This window comes from Actinotalea sp., assembly GCF_035443605.1.
Lineage (GTDB): Bacteria > Actinomycetota > Actinomycetes > Actinomycetales > Cellulomonadaceae > Actinotalea.
The window spans coordinates 22,201-39,137 of sequence record NZ_DAORSQ010000010.1; the positions used below are offsets into that span (position 1 = coordinate 22,201).

Annotated in this window: 11 protein-coding genes; 9 read left to right on the top strand and 2 right to left on the bottom strand. The window is 73.1% G+C overall.

Annotated features, from left to right (window positions below):
- Window positions 1–10 precede the first annotated feature (10 nt).
- Complete coding sequence (locus tag PKY62_RS02375; RefSeq protein ID WP_324534466.1) at window positions 11–2,911, top strand: alpha-L-rhamnosidase; 2,901 nt, start codon at window positions 11–13, stop codon at window positions 2,909–2,911.
- 46 nt (window positions 2,912–2,957) lie between these two features.
- Here PKY62_RS02375 and PKY62_RS02380 read toward each other — a convergent pair whose 3' ends face one another.
- Window positions 2,958–3,902 (bottom strand): ribokinase, encoded by a 945-nt coding sequence (locus tag PKY62_RS02380; protein ID WP_324534468.1) that lies wholly within the window; start codon window positions 3,900–3,902, stop codon window positions 2,958–2,960.
- 129 nt (window positions 3,903–4,031) lie between these two features.
- On the opposite strand from PKY62_RS02380, the gene PKY62_RS02385 reads away from it, so the two are divergent.
- The 8 genes from PKY62_RS02385 (at window position 4,032) to PKY62_RS02420 (ending at window position 16,286) form a co-directional block, all read left to right on the top strand.
- A complete protein-coding gene (locus PKY62_RS02385; protein ID WP_324534469.1) occupies window positions 4,032–5,588 on the top strand; it encodes an FGGY family carbohydrate kinase in 1,557 nt (518 codons plus the stop codon).
- A 54-nt stretch (window positions 5,589–5,642) separates the two neighbouring features.
- The gene (locus tag PKY62_RS02390) at window positions 5,643–6,635 is read left to right on the top strand and encodes a sugar phosphate isomerase/epimerase family protein (RefSeq protein WP_324534471.1); all 993 of its coding nucleotides are present in this window, start codon (window positions 5,643–5,645) and stop codon (window positions 6,633–6,635) included.
- Window positions 6,632–7,552, top strand: coding sequence for a transketolase (locus tag PKY62_RS02395; RefSeq protein WP_324534473.1), 921 nt, complete (start codon window positions 6,632–6,634; stop codon window positions 7,550–7,552). The genes PKY62_RS02390 and PKY62_RS02395 overlap by 4 nt, the downstream gene beginning before the upstream one ends.
- A complete protein-coding gene (locus tag PKY62_RS02400; protein ID WP_324534475.1) occupies window positions 7,549–8,514 on the top strand; it encodes a transketolase family protein in 966 nt (321 codons plus the stop codon). The genes PKY62_RS02395 and PKY62_RS02400 overlap by 4 nt, the downstream gene beginning before the upstream one ends.
- Before the next feature lie 43 nt (window positions 8,515–8,557).
- On the top strand, window positions 8,558–9,568 hold the full coding sequence (locus PKY62_RS02405) for a sugar-binding transcriptional regulator (RefSeq protein WP_324534477.1): 1,011 nt from the start codon (window positions 8,558–8,560) through the stop codon (window positions 9,566–9,568).
- 183 nt (window positions 9,569–9,751) lie between these two features.
- Window positions 9,752–14,617, top strand: coding sequence for a PKD domain-containing protein (locus PKY62_RS02410; protein WP_324534479.1), 4,866 nt, complete (start codon window positions 9,752–9,754; stop codon window positions 14,615–14,617).
- Between the two features lie 248 nt (window positions 14,618–14,865).
- The gene (locus PKY62_RS02415; RefSeq protein ID WP_324534481.1) at window positions 14,866–15,384 is read left to right on the top strand and encodes a PAS domain-containing protein; all 519 of its coding nucleotides are present in this window, start codon (window positions 14,866–14,868) and stop codon (window positions 15,382–15,384) included.
- The gene (locus PKY62_RS02420; RefSeq protein WP_324534484.1) at window positions 15,384–16,286 is read left to right on the top strand and encodes a methyl-accepting chemotaxis protein; all 903 of its coding nucleotides are present in this window, start codon (window positions 15,384–15,386) and stop codon (window positions 16,284–16,286) included. Before PKY62_RS02415 ends, PKY62_RS02420 begins: the two co-directional genes overlap by 1 nt.
- A gap of 213 nt (window positions 16,287–16,499) precedes the next feature.
- Here PKY62_RS02420 and PKY62_RS02425 read toward each other — a convergent pair.
- On the bottom strand, window positions 16,500–16,937 hold a 438-nt coding region (locus PKY62_RS02425), incomplete at its 5' end, for a methyl-accepting chemotaxis protein (protein WP_324534486.1).

Sequence of the window (16,937 nt, forward strand, 5' to 3'; positions counted from 1 at the left end):
GAGCCTCACGATGACCACCACCCACGTCACGGCGCTCTGGGCCGCCGACCGCGGCCGTCCCGCCCATCTGGCGACCGGCAGCCCCACGCTCTCGTGGTCGGTGGGCGGCGACGTGGCCGGGTGGGAGCAGGCCCGGGCCGAGCTCGAGCTGCGGCTCGACGGTGCCACCACGGTCGCCGAGGTGACCGGACCGGTGGCGCAGAAGGTCCCCTGGCCGTTCGCGCCGCTGGCCGCGTACGTCACCGCCGAGGTACGCGTGCGGGTGCTGGGCACCGACGGCCCCGACGGCACCGACGGCGCCGCGGACGCGGACGGGTGGAGCGAGGGGAGCGGCTGGAGCGACTGGAGCGAGCCGGCCGCGCTGCGCACGGGCCCGCTCGGCCCGCAGGACTGGCGCGCGCCGTTCATCACGGTCGACCCCGGGCAGGCCTGGCCCGAGCGCGGCACGGCGCGCCTGCGCACCGAGCTCACCGCGCCCGCCGGGCTGGTCCGCGCGGAGCTCTCGGTGACGGCCCACGGCGTGGTCGAGGCGAGCCTCGCCGGCCGTCGCGTCGGCGACGAGGAGCTCGCACCGGGCTGGACCGCCTACCGCGACGTGCTGACCTTCGCCACCCACGACGTCACGGCCCAGCTGCTCGACGCCGGGGGTGCCCTCGTGGTGCTCGGCGCCACCGTCGCCGAGGGCTGGTACGGCGAGCGCTTCGGCTTCGACGGGGACTTCGCCCAGGCCTACGTCGGGCCGGTGGCCCTGGCGGCCCAGCTGCGCCTCGAGGACGCCGCGGGCGACGTCACGTGGGTGACGACGGGCACCGACTGGACCGCGACGGTCATCGGGCCGGTCACCGCCGCCGGCATCTACCCCGGTGAGGACCACGACGCCCGGTTGGCCGACGACGCGCTGCTCACCCCCGGCACGCCGTTGCCGGGCGCGCGCACCGCAGCGCTGCTCGACGACGTCGTGGCCGGCGACCCGCGGGCCGCGGAGGTGCGCCTCGAGCGCCTCGTGCCCGCGTCAGCCCCGCCCGTGCGCGTCATCGAGACCGTGGGCGTGCGCGAGGTCCTCACCACGCCGTCTGGTGCCACGGTGCTGGACTTCGGCCAGAACCTCGTCGGCTGGCTGCGCCTGCGCGTGGACGGGCCGGCCGGCACCACCCTCACGCTGCGGCACGCCGAGGTGCTCGAGCACGGCGAGCTGGGGGTGCGGCCGCTGCGGTTCGCGAAGGCGACGGACCACCTCACCCTGGCCGGCGACGGCCCGATCGACTGGCGCCCGCGGTTCACGTTCCACGGCTTCCGCTACGCGGAGGTCACGGGCTGGCCGGGCGAGCTGGACCCGGCGGACGTGGTCGCCGAGGTGATCCACACCGACATGGTGCGCACCGGGTACCTGCACACGGGCGACGCGATGCTCGACCGGCTGCACGCCAACATCGTCTGGGGCCTGCGCGGCAACGTCGTCTCCCTGCCCACGGACTGCCCGCAGCGCGACGAGCGCCTGGGCTGGACAGGCGACATCCAGGTGTTCACCCCCACGGCGTCCTACCTCTACGACACCTCCGGGTTCCTCGGCTCGTGGCTGCGCGACCTCGCGGCAGAGCAGGCGCGCGGCGGCGTCGTGCCGCTCGTGGTCCCCCACCCGCTGCGCCAGCCCGCCGCGCCGAACGCCGCATGGGGGGATGCCGCGACCCTCGTGCCCGACGCGCTGTACGAGCAGTACGGCGACGCGGCCGCGCTGGCCGCGGCGTACCCGAGCATGGCGGCCTGGGTCGACGAGGTCCGCGGCCGCGCGGGCGAGAACGACCTGTGGACCGGCGGCATGCAGCTGGGGGACTGGCTCGACCCGTCGGCGGCCCCCGACGAGCCGTGGGCGGCGAAGACCGACGGCGACATCGTCGCGAGCGCGTACTACTACCGCTCGACCGTCGCCCTGGCCCGCTCCGCGCGCGTGCTGGGCCGCGACGAGGAGGCTGCGGGGCTCGACGCGCTGGCCGAGCGGATCCGCGCGGCGTTCGTGGACCGGTTCGTCACGCCGGGCGGGCTGATGTCCTCCGACGCGCACACCGCCTACGGCCTGGCGATCGGCTTCGACCTGGTCGCCGACCCGGCCCTGCGCCAGCGCCTGGGCGACCGGCTCGCCGAGCTGGTGCGGGCCTACGCGTACCGGATCCGCACGGGCTTCGTCGGCACGCCGCTCGTCACGGGTGCGCTGCAGGCCACCGGCCACACCGACGTGGCGTACCGGCTGCTGCTCGAGGAGGGCCTGCCGTCCTGGCTCTACCCCGTCACCATGGGGGCCACCACCGTCTGGGAGCGCTGGGACTCCATGCTCCCGGACGGCTCGATCAACCCCGGCCAGATGACGTCGTTCAACCACTACGCGCTGGGCGCGGTGGCGGACTGGATGCACCGCACCATCGGCGGGATCGCCCCGGCCGAGCCGGGGGCCCGCGTGGTCGACGTGCACCCCGTCCCCGGCGGTGGGCTCACGGACGTCAGCGCGGCGCTCGACACGGGCTACGGCGTGGTCGCGGTCGCGTGGACCGTGCGTGGCGAGGGCTTCACCCTCGACGTGCGCGTGCCGGCGAACATGCGGGCGAGGGTGACGCTGCCCGACGGCGCGCGCGCCGAGGTGGGAGCGGGCGAGCACAGCTTCACGGCCGCGCTCCCGGCCCCGCCAGCCCCGCCGGCCGAGCCGTGGTCGCTGGACACCCCGATGTCGCGCTTCATCGACGACGACGCGGCGCGCGAGGCATTGCTTGCCGCGTGCGCGAGCGTCGGGTTCTTCTTCGCGCACGGCTGGACCCCGCAGGGCCGGTGGCGCAGCGACACCACGGTGCGCGGCCTGCTCATGCTCCTGTCCCACGAGCAGATCGCCGAGCTGGACCGTGCGGTGGCCGCGCTCAACGGCTGAGGCCACCGCGGCGCCTGCGCGGCTCGGGGCCTGCGTCCGCGCGTCGTCAGGGCAGCGGGTCGTCGGCCCACGGGTACGACGCCTGGGCACCCAGGCGCTGGACGGCGTACGCCGCGACCCGGGTCGCGGCGGTGGCGGCGTCGCGCAGGTCCTCGCCCCGCGCGAGGTGCGCGGCCAGCGCGCCGACGAAGGCGTCACCGGCCCCTGTCGTGTCGCGCGCCGTGACCGGGCGCGCGGGCAGCGCCCACTCGCCGTCGGGACCTGCGCCCACGACGCCGGCGCGCCCGAGGGTGACGACGACGGACGGAACGCCGAGGTTCCGCAGGCCCCGGGCGGCCGCGATCCCTGCCGTGGTCGCGTCGTCGGCCGCGCGACCCCCGTCAGGTGGGTCGTGCGGCCCGGCATCGAGCCAGCCGAGCAGGAGGGTCGCCTCGTGCTCGTTGACGACCAGCGGGTCCGCGAGGGCGAGGGTCGACAGGGGCACGGGGCATGCGGGCGCGACGTTGAGCAGCACCCGCACCCCGGCTGCGGCGGCGAGGCCCGCCGCGAGATCCACGGAGGGCAGCGGGATCTCGGCCTGGAGAACGCAGACCGTCGCCCCGGTGATGACCGGGGCCGCCGCGGCGACCTCCTGCAGACCCACGGCGGCGTTGGCGCCGGGCACCACGACGATGGTGTTCTCGCCATCCTCGGCCAGCGTGACGACCGCCAGCCCCGTGGGCCCGGGCACCGTCGTGACGGCGGTGACGTCGACGCCCGCCCGGCGGAGCTCGCGCAGCGCGACGGCGGCGTTCGCGTCGGTCCCGACGGCGCCGACCATGGCAGTCCGTACGCCGAGCCGCGCAGCCGCGACGGCCTGGTTGGCGCCCTTGCCACCGGCGAACAGGTCACCGGAGCCACCGAGAAGGGTCTCTCCCGGCCGTGGGTGACGGGCGACCGTGAGCACGAGGTCGACGTTGAGCGAGCCGACCACGACGACGTCGGGGTGCACGGTCGATCTCCTTCGATCGGGCGGTCCGGCGGGCGGGCAGCCGGTGCTCAGGGTTGACATCCGTCGCGACCCAACCTATCGTGGAGATATTCCATTCAGAGCGGAATGAATATGCGAATCGGAGCGACAGTGACGGGTGACCGACGGGCCGGGGCCGCGCACGCGGCTGCCTCGGGTCTCGGTGCCGCGGGCCTCATCCTCGCGCTCGACGAGGGGACCACCAACACCAAGGCCCTGCTCGTCGACCCGTCGGCGGGTGCGGTCGTCGCCGTCGGCTCGCGCCCGCTCGGGATCGCGTTCCCCGCGCCGGGCTGGGTCGAGCAGGATGCGACGGAGATCTGGGAGGCCACCCTCGGGGCCATCGAGGACTGCCTCGCGCAGGTGCCCGGGGCGAGGCTCGTCGGCCTGTCCATCTCGAACCAGCGGGAGTCCGTCGCCGCGTGGCACCGCTCGACCGGTGCCCCGCTGGGCCCCGTCCTCGGCTGGCAGGACGCCCGGACGGCCGAGGGGTGCGCGGCCATGGGGGTCGGGGCCGCCGCGCTGGTGCGCGCCCGCACGGGGTTGACCCTCGACCCGATGTACTCGGCGCCCAAGATGCGCTGGCTGCTCGACGCGGCCGTGGCCACGGGGGTCGCCGTCGCCGACGTGTGCCTGGGCACCATCGATGCCTGGCTCATCCGGAACCTCACCGGTGAGCACGCGACCGAGGCCGGGAACGCGTCGCGGACACTCCTGCTCGATCTTGACGGTCTCGCGTGGGACCCGGACCTGCTCGCCCTGTTCGGTGTGCCGGCCAGCGCGCTGCCTGAGGTCAGGGCCTCGGACGCGGGCTTCGGGACGACGCTCGGCGTCGGCTCGCTGCCACCTGGCGTACCCGTCGTCGCCGTCCTGGCGGACTCCCACGCAGCGCTCTACCAGCACGGCTGCACGCGACCCGGTGCCGGCAAGGCGACCTACGGCACGGGTTCCTCGGTGATGACCCCGTGCGCCGGCCCCGACGTCGCGCCGGAGGGCATCACGACCACCGTGGCCTGGCTGACCGGCGGCACCTCGCCCGTGCCGACCTATGCGCGCGAGGGCAACATCATCGCGAGCGGCTCGGCGCTCGACTGGATGGCCCGGACGCTCGGCGCCGGTGCGCAGGAGTCCGGCGGCGCGTTCCTCACGCGGCTGGCCACCGAGGCTGCCGATGCGGGCGGTGTGAGCTTCGTCCCGGCCTTCTCGGGTCTGGGCGCCCCGTACTGGGACCGCGCGGCCACCGGCGTCCTCACGGGCGTCACCGGCGGCACCCTGCGCGCCCACCTCGCGCGGGCCGCGCTCGAGGCGGTGGCCCACCAGGTCGTCGACGTGGTCGAGGCGATCGAGCGGGACGGCGCGGCCCGGATCGACGTGCTGCACGCCGACGGCGGCGCCACCGCGTCCGCGCTGCTGATGTCCACGCAGGCCGACCTGCTCGGGCGCGCCGTCCGGATCGCCGACGAGCCCGAGGCCTCGGCCCTCGGTGCCGCGTTGCTGGCTGCCCGGACCCTCGGGCTCGCCCCCACGGCGGACCCGCGCGCGTCCGCGGCCCGGGTCGTGGAGCCCGCCGGGACCGACCGCGCCGCCCGGCGCCGCGCATGGGCGGCGGCCGTCGCCCGCTCCCGCGGCCAGGCCGTCGCGCCATCGACAGCGGACACCTCGCCATGAGGGCGACCGTGCCCCGCCATGCACCCCGCTGGATGACGATCGAAAGGAACAACGATGTCTGAGTACCCCCGCTTCGGTGCCGGCCTGTGGCACTTCGCGAGCTACGTCGACCGGTACGCCACCGACGGATACGCACCGCCCGTCACGACCCTGGAGCAGATCGCCCGGGCCGGTGAGGTCGGTGACCTCTCGGTCGTCGACGTGCCCTACCCCTTCACCGAGGGCGTCACGGTCGAGCAGGTCAAGGAGGCGCTCGCCGAGAACGGCCTCGAGGCCGTCGGCGTCACCCCCGAGATCTACATGCGCCGGTTCAGCAAGGGCGCCTTCACCAACCCCGACGCCGAGGTGCGCGCCGAGGCGCTCGCGGTGCTCAACGAGGCCGCCGACGTCGTGCGCGCCCTGGGCGCCCGCTATCTCAAGGTCTGGCCCGGCCAGGACGGCTGGGACTACCCGTTCCAGGTCGACCACCACACGCAGTGGGAGCTCGCGGTCTCGGGCATGCGCGAGCTGGCGCTCGCCAACCCCGACATCAAGATCGTCATCGAGTACAAGCCGCGCGAGCCGCGCAACAAGATGTTCTGGGACTCCGCGGCCAAGACCGCGCTCGGCATCAAGGCCATGGGTGTGGACAACGTCGGCGTGCTGCTCGACTTCGGTCACGCGCTCTTCGGCGGGGAGTCGCCCGCCGCCGCGGCGCAGCTGCTCATCGACCACGGCCTGCTGTGGGCGATGGACGTCAACGACAACCTGCGCAGCTGGGACGACGACATGGTCGTCGGCACCGTGCACCCCGTCGAGGTCTTCGAGTTCTTCTACACCCTGAAGATCAACGACTGGGAGGGTGTCTGGCAGCTCGACCAGTTCCCGTTCCGCGAGGACACCGTGGAGGCGGCGAAGCTGTCGATCCGCTTCCTCAAGGGCATCCACCGCGCCCTCGAGGAGCTGGACATCGACGCCCTGCGCGCGGCCCAGGCACGGCAGGACGCGATGGGCGCGCAGAAGCTCGTCCAGGACGTGCTGTTCTCCTGCCTGCGGGAGGGCGAGTGAGCGCGGTCGAGGGGGACCTGGTCCCAGCGCTGGACCCGACGGGCGTCCCGGCGGACGGCCTGCCCGTGATGGGCCGGATCGACGCGTCGGCCGGCCGCGATGCCGTCGTCGCCCACCTGGCCGAGGCCGCGCGGCAGGTCCGCCGGCGCGACATCCAGATGATCCGGGCCGCGGGCCTGGGGCACATCGGCGGCGAGTTCTCGGTCATCGACGTGCTCGTGACCCTGTACCTGCACGCGCTCAACGTCAGCCCCGCCACCCTGACGGACCCCGAGCGGGACCGGTTCATCCTCTCCAAGGGTCACGCGGCGGCAGCGCTCTACACGACGCTGTCGATCGCCGGGTTCATCCCGCCGGAGCAGCTGAGCACGTTCATGCAGCCGCTCGCCCAGCTCAACGGGCACCCGGCGCGCACCAAGATCGCGGCCGTCGAGGCCAGCACCGGCCCGCTCGGCCATGGGCTGCCCATCGCGGTGGGGACGGCCTTCGCCGGCGCGCTCGACGGTTCGCCGCGACGCACGTTCGTCGTCGTCGGCGACGGCGAGCTCCAGGAGGGCTCCAACTGGGAGGCCCTCATGACGGCCGGCAACCACCGGCTGGCCAACCTCTGCGTCGTCGTCGACCGCAACCGCCTGCAGCAGGGCGCCCGGGTCGCCGACACCAACGACCTCGAGCCGCTGGTGGACAAGCTCCGCGCGTTCGGCATGGAGGTCGTCGGGGTCGACGGCCACGACCACGGCGCCCTCGTCGACGTGTTCGCCGCCGTCCCGGCGGCCTCGGGCAAGCCGACGGCCGTCATCGCGCACACCTTCAAGGGCCACCCGATCTCCTTCATGTCCGACGACGTCGCCTGGCACCACAAGGTCCCGTCGCCGGAGCAGGTGGCCACCGCCCTGACCGAGCTGGAGACCCCGTGAGCACGCAGACCCCCACCCCGGCCGCACCGGACCGGGTGCTGCACGACTGCCGCGACGCCTACGTCGCGACGCTCGTCGAGCTGGCCGCGACGGACGAGCGCATCGTCGCCGTGGTCAACGACTCGGTGGGCTCGAGCAAGCTCGGGCCCTTCGGGGCGGCTTACGGGCCGCGCCTCATCAACGTGGGCATCGCCGAGCAGGACATGGTCGGCGTGGGTGCCGGCCTGGCCAACGGCGGCAAGATCCCCTTCGTCTCCGCGGCGGCGTGCTTCCTCACGGCCCGCGCGATGGAGCAGATCAAGGTCGACGCTGCCTACTCGCAGCACCACATGGTGCTGTGCGGGATGAGCCCCGGCATGGCCTACGGGGAGCTCGGCCCGACGCACCACTCCATCGAGGACCTCGCCTGGCTGCGGGCGATCCCCGGCCTGACCGTCGTGGTCCCGTCCGACCCGGGCGAGACCGCGCAGGCGGTCCGGTGGGCCGCGGCGCACGACGGCCCGGTGTACCTGCGGATCAGCCGGATGGGCGTGCCCGCCGTCAACCCCGAGGGCTACGAGTTCGTCCCGGGCAAGGCGGTCACGCTGCGCGAGGGCACCGACGTGACGATCATCGCCACGGGCACCGTCGTCATCCGCGCGCTCGACGCGGCCGACCTGCTCGCGCAGGCCGGGATCTCCGCCCGGGTGCTGTCGATGCCGACCATCAAGCCGCTGGACGAGGAGGCCGTCGTCGCGGCGGCCCGCGAGACGGGTGCGATCGTCACGGTCGAGGAGGCGCTCACCTCGGGCCTGGGCGGCGCTGTCGCCGAGGTCGTCGTGCGCACCACGCCGGTGCCGATGCGGTTCGTCGGCGTGCCGGACACGTTCGCGCCCACGGGCTCCGTGGAGTGGCTCCTCGACCACTTCGGCATCAGCGCGCAGGGCGTCGCCGCGTCCGTGCGGGAGGTCCTTGGTCGCTAGCATCGGGCCCAGCCCGTTGGGCCCACGTCGAAGGAGAGGCCGGATGGACATCGACCGCACGGGGGCACGCACGGCGCGCCGGTTCGGGCACTCCGAGGACCAGATGCGCCTCATGGCCAAGATCGCGCGGATGTACCACGAGCGCGGCATGCGCCAGTCGCAGATCGCGGACGAGCTCCACGTCTCCCAGCCCCGTGTCTCGCGCCTGCTCAAGCGCGCCGGCGAGGTGGGCATCGTCCGGACGACCATCGCGCTGCCCGCCGGGGTGCACACGGACCTCGAGGAGGCGCTCGAGGAGCGGTACGGCCTCGGCGAGGCCGTCGTGGTGGACATCGGGGGAGCGGACGAGGACGTCAACCCCGGGCTGGGCGCCGCGACGGCCGTGTACCTCGAGACGACGCTGACCGGCGGGGACACCGTCGGCATCTCGTCGTGGTCCGCGACGCTGCTCGCGGCCGTGGAGTCGATGCGGCCGGCGCGCACGGCCGTCGTCGACACCGTCGTGCAGGTGGTCGGCGGCATCGGCGACCCGCGCGTGCAGATGCAGGCCACCCGGCTCATCGGGCTGTTCGCGTCGGGGACGGGTGCGAACCCCGTCTTCATGCCGGCGCCGGGCATGCTCGGCACCGCGGCGGCCCGGGACTCGCTGGTCGCCGACCCGACGGTCTCCGGGGTCATGGACATCTGGCCGGCCCTGACGATGGTGCTCGTCGGCATCGGCTCGCTGGAGCCCTCGCCCCTGCTGCGCGAGAGCGGCAACGCGCTGGCTGCGGCCGACCAGGCCGTGCTGCGCGAGGCCGGCGCCGTCGGCGACATCTGCCTGCGGTTCTTCGACGCCTCCGGCGCCCCGGTGCGCTCCGCGGTCGACGACCGCGTCATCGGGATCGACCCCGACGCGCTGCGCCGCGTGCCGCGCCGGGTCGGCGTGGCCGGCGGCACCCGCAAGCACTCGGCGATCCGCGCCGCGCTGCTCGGCGACTGGGTCAACGTGCTCATCACGGACGTCGACGAGGCCCGTCGGCTGCTCGACGAGGCCCCCGACGCCCACGCCTGAGACCTAGGTCCCAGGCGCCGCGGGCGGCCCTGTGATCCACAACTGGTCCTAGTCCATTCGGGCGATTCCCTTGCCTTGCGCGCGGGCATACCCTTAAGTGCCTCTATGGGCGATTCGCCCGATTTGGCCCGAGGCTGGGCACGTCACCGAGAATGGGGAAGTCCGATGCGTCAAGGACACGGCGTGCGCGCCCGCCAGAGCTGGAAGCGGGTGGTCTCGTTCGGCCTCGCCGCGGCGCTGTCGCTCTTCGGCCTCACCCTCGTGGCGCCCGTCGCCTACGCGGTCGACGGCGAGGTCACCCATGTCGGGTCGGCCAGCACGGCCGGCAACCGCACGGCGCACACAGTACGGATCCCGGCGGAGGTGCTGGCCGGCGACGTGCTCGTGCTGGCGATGGTGGCCAACAGCACGAGCGGCACGCTCACCGAGCCGGCCGGCTGGACGGTCGCCGAGTCCGTGGACGGCAACGGCGTCCGCGGTCGCCTCTGGACGAGGACGGCCGGGGTCGCTGACGCGAACACGAACGTGACGGTGACGACGAGCGCGATCCTCAAGTCCGCGCTGAGCGTGACGGCCTACCGCAGCAGCATCGGATTCCCGACGCTCACCGCGAGCGAGGCCGCCGTGGTCAACACCTCGGCGACGAGCCACACCGCCCCCGCGGTGGCCCTGGCCGGCGCCGGCTCGTGGCTCGTCGACATCTGGGGCGAGAAGTCCACGACGGACGCCACCTGGACGTTGCCCGCCGAGGTCGTCTCGCGGACCACCGCGGCTGCCACCGGGACCGGTCGGGTGAGCCTCGTGGTCGGCGATTCGAACGCCGCCGTGCCGGGCCCAATCTCGGGGACCCCGGTCGCGACCACCTCGGTCGCGGTCAGCCGGGGCGTGCAGTTCTCCCTCGCGATCACCCCGGGCAGTGACGGCGCCCCGGTGAACGTGCCGCCCACGCCGGCCTTCACCAACGCGTGCGTCGGGCTCGACTGCTCGTTCGACGCCTCGACGTCCACGGACCCCGAGGGCAGCCCGCTGACGTTCGCCTGGAACTTCGGCGACGGCACCACGGCGACCGGTGTCACGGCGGCCCACACGTACGCCACACCCGGGACGCGCACCGTCACGCTGACGGTCTCGGACGGGCTGGCCACCTCGGTGCTCACGCGGCAGGTGACGACCGCACTGGTGGTCAACGCCCCGCCGGTGCCTGCCTTCACCAGCTCGTGCGTCCTCCTCGTGTGCTCGTTCGACGCCTCGACGTCGACGGACCCCGAGGGCAGCCCGCTGACGTTCGCCTGGGACTTCGGCGACGGCACCACGGGCACCGGGGTCACCGCGACCCGCACCTATGCCACCGCCGGGACCCGCACCGTCACGCTGACGGCGTCGGACGGTGCGGCGACCGCCCAGACCACCCGGCAGGTCACCTCGGTGACGCCGATCGCCGGTCCCGGGCACACGGTCGAGGTCTCCGACACGGTCCGGACCAACTTCCCGCGCATCACCACGGGTGAGATCTTCGACCTCGAGTACATCGGCAACCGGGTGTATGTGGTCGGTACGTTCACGACCATCCGCAACAACGCCACGGGCAACACCACGAGCTACAACCAGCCCTACCTCGCGGCATTCAACATGACCACCGGTCTCGTGGACACCGGCTTCCGGCCCGTGTTCGACGGCGGGGTCACCGACGTCGAGGCCTCGCCGGACGGCACCAGGCTCTACGTTGCCGGGCGGTTCAACACCGTCAACGGCGTCACCAAGCGCAAGTTCGCCGCGCTCGACCCCGCCACCGGTGCGACCATCGCGAGCTTCACGGCCCACGCCAACGGGGCGGGCACCGAGCTCGAGGCGACCAACACGACCGTCTACCTCGGCGGGCAGTTCACCCAGATCAACGGGGCGAACAAGATCGGGCTCGCGGCGGTCGACGCGGCCACCGGCGCCCTGGTGGGTCGCACGAACGCGAACCCCGCCGGCACGTGGAACAACGACATCACGGGCGGCATCGGGCCCAACGGCGCGCTCAACGTCCAGGAGCTCAAGCTGACGCCCGACCTGACCACCCTCATGGTGGTCCACACGGGCCGGCAGATCGCCGGCCAGGACCGCTACGGCGTCGGCCTCATCAACGCCGGCAGCGGGGCGCTGCTCCCGTGGCGCACGCGCCTGTGGGAGGACAACCTCGGCTACGTCGGCGGCGTCCAGCGCGCCTACGCCGGCGACATCTCGCCGGACGGCACCTACATGGTCATCACCAGCGGGTCGGGCGGTGACCGCCCGCCGATCAACGACACGGCGGTCCGCTTCCCCATCGCCGGGGGCGACTTCGTGGAGCCCACCTGGGTCTCGCGGCTCTACGACTCCGTCTACTCGGTGGCGATCTCCGAGGTCGCCATCTACCTGGGTGGGCACTTCAGCTGGGTCGAGTCCCAGAGCGCCCGCGACCCGTGGCCGGGTCTCGACAACGTCGGCTACGGCACCGGGCAGGGCCTGTCCGGCTACGGGCTCGGTGACGAGGTGCTGCGACGCGACCACGTCACCTCCATCGCCCCGGACAACGGCAAGGCGCTGCAGTGGAACCCGGGGTCCAACTCGTTCGAGGGCAACAAGGCGATGCTCGTGACGCCGCGGGGCCTGGTCACCGGCGGCGACGCGACGACGCAAGGTGCCCAGAACGTCGGCCGGATCGCCGTCTACGACCTCCTGTCGACCGCGACGCAGGCGAACAACACGACCATCACCTCACCCGTCGAGGGACGGGTGGAGGAGGCTGGGGTCCCGTTCACCATCGAGGGCACCGCAGTGGCCACCAGCGGCGTCAACCGGGTGCAGATCGAGGTCCGCAACCGGAGCACCAACCGCTACCTGCAGGACGACCTCGTCACGTGGGGTGCCGCGAACACCATCAACGCCACGCTCGCCTCGCCGGGCGCGACCTCCACGACGTGGTCGCTCGGCCTGACGATCACGGGCAACCTCTCGCTCGAGGCCATGGCCAGGACGGTCGCGACCAACGGCCAGTCCGACACGACCAAGGACGTCAACAGGTTCGAGACGTTCAGCACGACGGACGCGACCCCGAGGGCCAGCGTCACGGGGCCGAGCGGCATCCTGCCGTCGACGACCTTCCTTGCGACCGGAACGGCGACGGACGACGTCGGCGTGCAGTCGCTCAGCTACACCATCCGCGACGTCAACAACCGCTACCTCCAGGCCGACGGGTCCGCGACGAGCACGTACAACTCGTTCTCGCTCCTGCCCGACGTGGTCGGCTCGATCTCGACCACGTGGTCGGTCGAGATCACCGTGCCGTGGGAGGGCGAGTGGAAGATGCAGGTCATCGCGCGGGACACGGCGGGACAGTCCTCGCTGGACACCAGCGACCGCACCTGGATCATCAGCAGCACCGGCATCGCACCGTCGGTGGCCGTCACCGCCCCGGTGGTGATGACGCCCCCGGTCGCCGTCGGCACGGTCACCGTGGCGCCGGGTTCACCGATCACCTTCAGCGGCACGGCCACGGACGACGAGGGCCTGGCCAACGTCGAGATCACGCTGCGGAACACCACGACCCGTGAGGGGCTGGCCGCAGACGGGACCTGGGGGATCAACCTCAGCGGTGCCTACCGGATCACCCCGATCAACGTCAGCGGGACGAGCACGTCGTGGTCGTACACCACGCCGTTCAACCTCACGCCGGGCTCGTACAGCTTCACCGTGCGCGCCACGGACGACCTGGGTCTGGTCACCTCCTCGACCAACCAGGGCCGGCTGACCCTGCTCGCCCAGATCCCGGGCGACGTCGCGCCGGACGCCCTGCTCACGGCGCAGGCAACCCCGACGGTGCTGCACCTCGACCTCGCCGGGACGGCGACGGACGACTTCGGTGTGCAGAGCGTCATGGTCGCGGTCTACGACAACGACACGCGGCGCTACCTCCAGCCGAACGGGACGATGAGCGCCGCCTACGCGACCCTCGCGTCGACCCTGGCCTCGCCCGGCGGGACCTCGACCACGTGGAACCTGTCGGTCGACCTGCCCACCGAGGGCAACTGGACCGTCACGGCGTTCGCGTTCGACACCGCCGGCCAGCAGGACACGTCGACGACCGGTGCGACGGCGAGCTTCCGGATCTACCCCGGGGACCTGCCGCCGGTCGTGCTCACGAACCTGCAGATCCCGGTCACCGGTGCGGTCTTCCCGACCGGGAAGATCGTCATCAGCGGACGGGTGGAGGACGATCGCCAGATCGCCTCGGCGCAGATCGCGGTCGTCAACAGCCTCGGTCAGTACATGAGCGCCACCGGCACCTTCACCAGCACCACGGAGAGCTGGCGCTCGGCCTTCCTCAACTCGCCCGGATCGCCCGGGTCGAACTTCTCGTTCACCACGCCGGTGATCCCTCCCGGGACCTACACCGTGCGCGTGCGCGGGGTTGACCAGCACAGCCTCGCGACGAACCCGACCTACGACACGCCCGGCGTGATCGTCGAGCACCCGGCGAACAACCTGCCGCCGGTGGCCGCGTTCACCTTCCGGTGCGGGGCCGTGCTCACCGGGGCGCCGACGGACAACGTCTGCGAGTTCGACGCGAGGACCTCGACCGACGAGAACACGCCGGACCTGCGCTACGGCTGGACGTTCGGGACGGCCACGAGCACGGGAGCCGTCGTGCGGCGGACGTTCACCGCACCGGGCGACGTCACGGTGACCCTCACCGCGACGGACGAGTTCGGCCTCACGGCCGTGACGAGCCAGATCGTCACGGTGGTGGAGCCGCCGACCAACCTGCCCCCGGTCGCGGTGCTGAGCCCGCCGGCGTGCACCGGCCTGGTGTGCAACTTCTCCAGCGCCAGCTCGACGGACCCGAACGTGGGCGACGTCCTGACCCGGCTGTGGGTCTGGGGGGACGGCACGGCGAACTCGACGACGACGTCCCTCGCGCACACCTTCCCGGCCGCCGGGACCTACACCGTGAGCCTGACGGTCACGGACGGGTGGGGCGATGCGACGACGGTGACGCTGCCGGTCACGGTGGTCGCTCCGTAGGCGGTCAACCGCAGCGACGCCTGTGGGCGGGTCCCCGTCGGGACCCGCCCACAGGCGTCGGCGCTCTCGCGTACGGGGCGTGGACCGCCGCGAGCGTGACGGAGATCACCCGTTCTGTCGCCTCCTGCTCGGCCGGCAGATCTCATGATCGACTGGCCCGCGTCGATCATGCCCGGTAGAGGATCGCCGGGCCGTTCCGGCGACGGAAGGGCATGGGCGTGCGACCGTCAGGCATTCGTCCCACCGGGGTGGAACGCACCTTCGGCACCGAGGAGATCATCGTCTCGAAGACCGACGCGAAGGGGCGGCTGACCTACGCGAACGACGTCTTCCTGCGGGTCTCCGGCTACACGGAGCACGAGGTGATCGGTCAGCCGCACAGCATGATCCGGCACCCTGAGATGCCGCGGATCGTGTTCAAGCTGCTGTGGGACACGATCACCGCCGGCGAGGAGATCTTCGCCTACGTCAACAACCTCGCCGCGGACGGTGCCCACTACTGGGTGTACGCGCACGTGACGCCCTCGTCCCCCCGCGGCAGCCGAGCCGGTGGGTACCACTCGAACCGGCGCAGCCCGGACCGGGCCGCGGTGGGGACGGTCGTGCCGCTGTACCGCGAGCTCTACGCCGCCGAGCAGCGCCACGCACGTCCCGCGGACGCGATGGCGGCCTCGGGTGCGCTGCTCGATGCGCGCCTGGCGTCCCTGGGCCTGACGTACGACGAGTTCGTCTGGTCGCTCGAGGCCGAGAAGGCGGGGGTGCGCTGATGCTGCGTCGTCGTCCCGCGGCGTCCGACGCCGACCTCGCCGAGCTGGCCGCCTACCGCAGGGCCGTCGCCGATCTCACCGCCGTGCTCGTCCTGGTCGCCGACGGCGACCTGGAGGTGCGGGTCCCGGAGCTGAGCGGGCCGGCCGACCTCATCGGGCTGCGCAACGGGTTCAACCGCGCGATCGACGTCATGGACGGGTACGTGCGCGAGTCCACGGCGTCGCTCACCGCGGCGGCCGAGGGCCGGTTCCACCGGCAGTTCCTGGTCCGCGGCATGCCGGGCGCCTTCCGCGAGGGCGCCGTGCGCTCCAACCGGGCGCGCTTGCAGATGGCGGCCTCCGCCGCGGACCTCGACGCCCAGGCGAGCACGCGCGCGCAGATGGTCGACCGTGCGGTGGAGATCTCCACCCACGTCGCCGCCGCCTCGACGGAGCTGGGGGCCTCGGCCGCCGCCCTCGCCCACGCCGCGCGCTCGGGCGTCAGCGAGGCCGACCACGCCCTGACGACGGTGCACGCCCTGGAACGCTCGTCCGCCGAGATCCAGCTGGCCGTCACGCTCATCAAGGACGTCGCGGCCCAGACCCGCCTGCTCGCGCTCAACGCGACCATCGAGGCCGCCCGGGCCGGCGACGCCGGCCGGGGGTTCGCCGTGGTGGCCGCCGAGGTCAAGACCCTCGCGGACGAGGCGGCGCGGTCCTCCGACGACATCAGCCAGCAGGTCGCGGCGTCCCAGCAGGCGACGGACGCGGCGATCGAGGCGATCGGCCGGGTGTCCGGCGTGATCCACGAGATGAACGACCAGGTCGACGGGATCGCGGACGCGGCCGGCGGCACCCAGGGGCTGTCGCACCTGGCCGAGATGCTCCACACGGACATCGGGCGGTTCGCCGCCCAGCACTGAGGCCCCGTGCACGTCGATGCCCCGCCGGTCGGCCGGCGGGGCATCGTTGTGCGTTGTGCGTTGTGCGTTGTGCGTTGTGCGTTGTGCGTTGTGCGTTGTGCGCTGTGCGTGATGCGTTGTGCGCGTTGCGTCGTGAGCCGCGGGCGGCGCCCGGGACGCCGAGAGCCGGCCGCCCCCGGGGAGGGGACGGCCGGCTCTCGACCGGGGGACGTCTCAGACGGTGAACTGCCCGACGAGGACCCGCAGGTCGGAGGACATCCTCGCGAGCTCGCGCACGGCGTTCTGCGACTCCCCGACGCCGCGGGTGGTCATGTCGGCCGCGTCGGCGACGCCGGAGATGTTGGCCGCGATCTCCCCGGAGCCGGTGGCGGCCTCGGTGACGTTGCGGTTCATCTCGTTGGTCGTGGCGGTCTGCTCCTCGACCGCCGAGGCGATGGTGGTCTGGAAGCCGTTGATCGAGTCGATGATGTCCGAGATCCCGCCGATGGCCGTGACGGCCTCCGCGGTGTCGGCCTGGATGGCCTCGACCTTGCGGGCGATGTCCTCGGTGGCGCGAGCGGTCTCCTGCGCGAGCTCCTTGACCTCACCGGCCACGACAGCGAACCCCTTGCCCGCCTCGCCGGCGCGCGCTGCCTCGATGGTCGCGTTGAG